The following is a 328-nucleotide window of genomic DNA, read 5'->3' as shown; positions in this document are numbered from 1 at the left end:
TGCCACTGTGATTGCCACCGCAGATGACCCGAGGCACGCGGTCCACCGGACCCTCCTACAGCCCGCATTTCTCGCTGCGAAAATAAAAGCCATGGAGCCACTCCTGCGCAGTTGGGCCAGCGCCACCCTGGCGCCGCTGGCGAGTGAAGGCGGTGGCCCAACTGCGCAGGAGTGGCTCCATGGCTTTTATTTTCGCAGCGAGAAATGCGGGCTGTAGGAGGGTCCGGTGGACCGCGTGCCTCGGGTCATCTGCGGTGGCAATCACAGTGGCAGAGCCGCTCTGGGGAAGCTCAAAGCACGCTGGCTGGCCGCTGTCGCCCAGATACAG

Annotated in this window: 1 protein-coding gene; it reads left to right on the top strand. The window is 64.0% G+C overall.

Going from position 1 to position 328, the window contains the following annotated elements; genetic code table 11:
- A partial coding sequence (locus tag A3709_RS24700; protein ID WP_231871257.1) for a cytochrome P450 occupies nt 1-217 on the top strand: 217 nt, incomplete at its 5' end.
- Nucleotides 218-328: the final 111 nt, after the last annotated feature.

The sequence above is a fragment of the Halioglobus sp. HI00S01 genome (assembly GCF_001635445.1).
In the GTDB taxonomy this organism is placed as follows: Bacteria; Pseudomonadota; Gammaproteobacteria; order Pseudomonadales; family Halieaceae; genus Halioglobus; species Halioglobus japonicus.
The sequence above is the reverse complement of the archived record's forward strand: the minus strand, read 5'-3'. Positions and strand labels throughout refer to the sequence as shown.